Annotated in this window: 5 protein-coding genes; all 5 read left to right on the top strand. The window is 71.4% G+C overall.

The features are described from left to right. The coding region (gene mnmG, locus ABNT58_RS15070; protein ID WP_348754276.1) for a tRNA uridine-5-carboxymethylaminomethyl(34) synthesis enzyme MnmG at positions 1-1,568 on the top strand (1,568 nt) is incomplete at its 5' end. 98 nt (positions 1,569-1,666) lie between these two features. Beyond that, positions 1,667-2,269: a 16S rRNA (guanine(527)-N(7))-methyltransferase RsmG gene (rsmG, locus tag ABNT58_RS15075; RefSeq protein ID WP_348754280.1), complete on the top strand. Its 603-nt coding sequence runs from the start codon at positions 1,667-1,669 to the stop codon at positions 2,267-2,269. Next, positions 2,266-2,598, top strand: a complete 333-nt coding sequence (locus tag ABNT58_RS15080; RefSeq protein WP_348754277.1) for an SMR family transporter — start codon at positions 2,266-2,268, stop codon at positions 2,596-2,598. Before rsmG ends, ABNT58_RS15080 begins: the two co-directional genes overlap by 4 nt. Positions 2,599-2,690: 92 nt before the next feature. Further along, the gene (imuA, locus tag ABNT58_RS15085; RefSeq protein ID WP_348754278.1) at positions 2,691-3,476 is read left to right on the top strand and encodes a translesion DNA synthesis-associated protein ImuA; all 786 of its coding nucleotides are present in this window, start codon (positions 2,691-2,693) and stop codon (positions 3,474-3,476) included. Further along, positions 3,436-5,070, top strand: a 1,635-nt coding sequence (locus tag ABNT58_RS15090) for a DNA polymerase Y family protein (RefSeq protein ID WP_348754279.1), incomplete at its 3' end; no start/stop codon positions are given. The genes imuA and ABNT58_RS15090, both read left to right, overlap by 41 nt.

The following is a 5,070-nucleotide window of genomic DNA, read 5'->3' on the forward strand; positions in this document are numbered from 1 at the left end:
CCAGCGCAGTGGCGACGCTCAAGGCCGAGAATGAGTCCCTCAAGGCAGCGGCAGCGACTGCGGCAACCTCGCCTGCGACTCGCGCGGCCGTTGTTGGTGAACTGGACGCTGATGCCATGCCTGTGGACGGTGACGGCTCGGCCGACAAGGCCTCCGAGGGTCTGGCTGCCCTCGGATTCGAAATTGGGCGCCTGAAGACGGGGACGCCGCCTCGCCTCAACGGTCGCACCATCGACTTCGAGGCCATGACCGAACAGCCCGGCGACGTGCCTCCCCGCCTGTTCTCCTACGAAATTGAAGCGCCTCGGCTTCCGCAACTCCCCTGCTGGATCACCTACACCAACCCCCGCACGCACGAGATCATTCGCGACAACCTCGAGCGCTCGGCCATGTATGGAGGGCGCATCGAGGGCACGGGGCCGCGCTATTGCCCCTCCATCGAGGATAAGGTGGTGAGATTCGCTGACCGGGATCGGCACCAGATCTTCGTAGAACCGGAAGGATTACGCACCCTCGAGTACTACATCAACGGGCTCTCCATGAGCCTCCCGGAAGAAGTGCAGCGCGATGTCGTCAGGAGCCTGCCTGGGCTGGAGGCGGCGGAAATCATGCGGCCCGCGTACGCGGTGGAGTACGACTATGCTCCGCCGACACAGCTGCAGCCAACGCTGGAGACCAAACGCGTCGACGGGCTGTTCTTCGCCGGACAGATCAACGGCACCACCGGCTATGAAGAGGCTGCTGCGCAGGGCTTGTTTGCCGGCGTGAATGCGGCGCTGCAGGTGCAGGGCAAGGCGCCGTGGCTGCCGCGCCGTGACCAGGCCTACCTGGGCGTGCTGGTGGACGACCTCATCACCAAGGGGGTGACGGAGCCGTACCGCATGTTCACCAGCCGGGCCGAGTTCCGCCTGCAGCTGCGCGAAGATAACGCCGATGCGCGCCTGACCGAGATCGGCCGGGAACTGGGCCTGGTGGATGACGCCCGCTGGGGCGCCTTCAACCGCAAGCGTGATGCTGTTTCACGTGAAACAGAGCGGCTGAAGTCGACTTGGGTGCACCCTGGCATCCTGGCCGCGGCGGACGCGGAGCGGCTGGTCGGCAAGGCGCTGGAGCGCGAATACAACCTGGCCGATCTGCTGCGGCGCCCGGGTGTCACCTTCGACGCGGTGGAGCAGGTAGCCGCGCTGGCCAAACCGGAGTCCGGTGTTTCACGTGAAACCTTGGTGCAGCAGCTGGGGACTGATCTGGCCGACAGCGTGGTCGAGCAGGTGGAAGTGCTCATCAAATACGCCGGCTACATCGAGAAGCAGGTGGGTGAGGTGGAGCGTGCCGCCCACTTTGAAAACCTGAAACTGCCTGCGGAGTTGAACTACGGCCAAGTGGCCGCGCTCAGCTTCGAGGTGCGCCAAAAGCTCAGCAAGCACCGGCCGGAGACTTTGGGCCAAGCCTCGCGCATTTCCGGCGTCACGCCCGCTGCCATTTCGCTGCTGCTGGTGCACCTGAAAAAGGGCCGCTTCAAGGGATTTACCGAGAACCCCGCCCAAGCCGCCGCCGGAGCCGTAGCTTGAGCAGCGGCAGCGTGAACACCACGCCCCTGCGCGCTCCGCTGCAGCAAGGCCTGCGCGACCTGGGCTGCTGGCCGGCCGATGAAGCACAGGCCGAGGGTATGACCGAGCGCCTGCTGGCCTACCTGGACCTGATCAGCCGCTGGAACCGGGTCTACAACCTGACGGCGGTGCGCGACCCGGCCGAGATGCTGGTGCAGCACCTGCTGGACAGCGTGGCCGTGGTGCAGCCGCTGAGGGAAGCGCTGGCCGCCCAACGCGGCGATGCCGCGCAGCGGGTGCTGGACGTGGGCAGCGGCGCGGGCCTGCCCGGGGTGGTCATCGCCATCCTGCGTCCGGAACTCACCGTGGTGTGCGTCGATGCGGTGGCCAAGAAGGCCCGCTTCATCCGCCAGGTGGCCACCGAACTCGGCCTGCGACGCCTGCAAGCCGAGCACACCCGCATCGAAGAGCTGAAGGCACCGGGCTTCGGCGTCGTCACCTCACGGGCCTTCGCATCGCTGCTCGACTTCGTGACCCTGACGCGCCAGCATGTGGCGCCGGGCGGCGTGTGGATGGCGATGAAAGGCAAGCTGCCCGATGACGAGATGGCGGCGCTGCCGCCCGGCGTGACCGTGGCGGGCACCCAGCCGCTGCTGGTGCCCGGCCTGGAAGCCCAGCGCTGCCTGGTGTGGATGAAGCCGGTGTCGGAGTCGGCGGCTTGAACGGTTACCTGGCGCTGGGCCTGGCCATCGTCGCTGAAGTGATCGCCACCTCGGCGCTCAAGGCATCCGACAGCTTCAGCCGGCCGCTGCCCACCGCCATCACCGCGGTGGGTTACCTCACGGCGTTCTACCTGCTGTCGATCACGCTGCGCACCGTGCTGGTGGGCGTGGCCTACGCCATCTGGTCGGGCCTGGGCATCGTGCTCATCACCACCGTGGCCTGGCTGCTGTTCGGCCAGCGCATCGACGCCGCAGGGCTGTTGGGCATGGCTTTGATCATCGCGGGCGTGGTGGTGCTGAACCTGTTTTCCAAGGCCGGCGGGCACTGAAAAAAGCCCGGGCAAAGCGCCCGGTTGGAGCCCGAACGGGGGTGCAGAATGCTGTATAAACGTACAGTATTTTCCCGCTGCTGCCCCTTGCCATGTCCCCGCCTGTCGCTGCTTTTTCCCCGGTTTCCACGCCCCGCCCACCGGTGTGCGCACCGGCGGGCACGCCTGTTTCACGCTTGGCCGGCAGCGGCCTGCCGACGCTGGCGCCCGGCCTGCTGTGGCGTGGCGATGAGCTGGCCCAGGCCACCGGCCGCACCCTGCCCAGCGGCTACCCGGTGCTCGATGCCGAGCTGCCCGGCGGCGGCTGGCCGGCCCAGGGCCTGACCGAACTGCTGCTGGCCCAGCCCGGCTCGGGCGAGCTGCGGCTGCTGCTGCCGGCCTTGCAGGCCCTGGCCGACCGGCCGGTGGTGTGGATCTCGCCGCCCGCCCAGCCTTATGCGCCGGCCTTGCGGCAGTTGGGGGTGTCGCTGGCCGTCCTGATCTGCCTCACGCCCGACCAGCTCACCGATGCCGCCTGGGCGGCCGAGCAGGCGCTGCGCTCCCGCAGCTGCGCCGCCGTGCTGTGGTGGGCCGATGCACCGGCGACCGTGTGGCGCCGGCTGCACCTGGCCGCGCAAGACAGCGGCTGCCCGCTGTGGGCGCTGCGCCCGCCCAGCGCGCGCCAGCAGGCCTCGGCCGCGCCGCTGCGGCTGTGGGCTGAGCCGGCGCCCGGCGGCCAGCTGGCGGTGCAGGCCTTCAAGCGCCGCGGGCCGGCCATGGCCGCGCCGGTGCTGCTGTCATTGCCGCCTGCGGCGCCCTTGCTGCGGCGTGCAGCGGTTCCTGCGGCGGAGGTGGGCCATGCTGTGGCTCGCGCTGCACCTGCCCTGGTTGCCGCTTGAGGCACGGGGGCCGTTTCCGCCCCCGGCCGACGGCCAGCCGCCACCGCCACGCGCGGTGATTCACCAGCACCGCTTGTGCACGGTGAATGCGGCTGCACGCGCGCAAGGCCTGGACGCGGGCATGAGCACCGCCACCGCGTTGTCGCTGTGCCCCGGCCTGCAGCAACTGCAGCGCGACGAGGCGGCCGAGGCGGCCTTCGTGCGGCTGCTGGCCATGGCGCTGTCCTGCTACACGCCGCAGGTGGTGTTGCGGGCCGATGCGGTGCTGCTGGAAGTCAGCGGCTCGCTGCGGCTGTTCGGCGGGCTGCCCGGCCTGGCGGCGCGGCTGCGGCGCAGCCTGCAGCAGGTGGGGGCGCATGTGCGCATCGGCATGGCGCCCACCGCGGCGGCGGCCTGGCTGCTGGCAAGGGTGGTGGCGCCGGGCGCCAAGCCGGGCCGCGCGCGCGCGTTGTCGGCGGCCCAGCGCCTGCTCGATGGCCTGCCGCTGCCGCCGGTGCTGCAGTCGCTGGACATGCCGCCGCGGCTGGCCGAGCTGCTGCAAGGCATCGGCTGCCACACCCTGGCCGACGTGCGGGCGCTGCCGCGCACCGGCCTGCAGCGGCGCGGCGGTGGCGCGCTGCAGGCGGCGCTGGACCGCGCTTATGGCGACGCGCCCGATCCGCAGGTGTGGTTCGAGCCACCGCTGCAGTTCGAGCTGGCCTGCGAGCTGGTGCACCGCGCCGACGATGCGGCGATGCTGGTGTTCGCCGCGCAGCGCCTGGTGCAGCCGCTGGCCGGCTGGCTGTCGCGCCAGTGGCTGGCCGCGGCCCGCTGCACGCTGTGGCTGCAGCATGAAAGCAGCGGCCGGCAGGCGAGGGCGCCCACGCCGGTGCGCCTGGCCATGGGCGAGCCCACGCGCGACGCGGCCCAGCTGCTGCTGCTGCTGCGTGAGCGGTTGCAGCGCACCGAGCTGCCGGCGCCGGTGTACGGCCTGCGCCTGCAGCTGGACGAAGCGGTGGCCCTGGCCGGCCATGAAGGCCGGCTGGCCCTGGCCAGCGCGGATGGCCAGCTGGCCGACACCGACCCGCTGGCCGTCAGCGCGCTGGTCGACCGCCTGAGCGCCCGCCTGGGCCCCGAGCGGGTGCTGCGGCTGAGCGTGGAAGACGACCACCGCCCCGAACGCGCGATGCAGGCTGCACCCGCGCTGCAGGTGGCGCGCCGCCAGCCGCGCGGCACCGCACGGCCGGCTGCCGCGGTCGGCGGCAGCCGGGGCGCGCCGGGTGCCACGCCCGCGGGCCCTGTGGCCAGCGGCGCAGGCCTGGCCACGCGGTCGGCCACGGCGTCTGCGGCCCACCCGGCCGACCTGGACACAACGCCACCGCCCATGCCCACCCGCCCCACCTGGCTGCTGCCCCAGCCGCTGCCGCTGGCCGAGCAGAACGGCCGGCCGGTGCATGGCGGGCCGCTGGTGCTGCGCACGCGGGCCGAGCGCATCGAAAGCGGCTGGTTCGACGAAGCGCTGATCTGCCGCGACTACCACGTGGCCGAGGGGCGCGACCACCGGCTGCGCTGGGTGTTCCGTGAGCGGCGGCAGGCGGCCGAGGGCGAGCCGGCG

Origin of the sequence: uncultured Aquincola sp. (genome assembly GCF_964001545.1) — a bacterium.
In the GTDB taxonomy this organism is placed as follows: domain Bacteria; phylum Pseudomonadota; class Gammaproteobacteria; order Burkholderiales; family Burkholderiaceae_C; genus Aquincola.

Coding starts and splice junctions, on each gene's coding strand:
- rsmG (WP_348754280.1), top strand. CDS start 1,667: ATGACCGAGCGCCTGCTGGCCTACCTGGACCTGATCAGCCGCTGGAAC.
- imuA (WP_348754278.1), top strand. CDS start 2,691: ATGTCCCCGCCTGTCGCTGCTTTTTCCCCGGTTTCCACGCCCCGCCCA.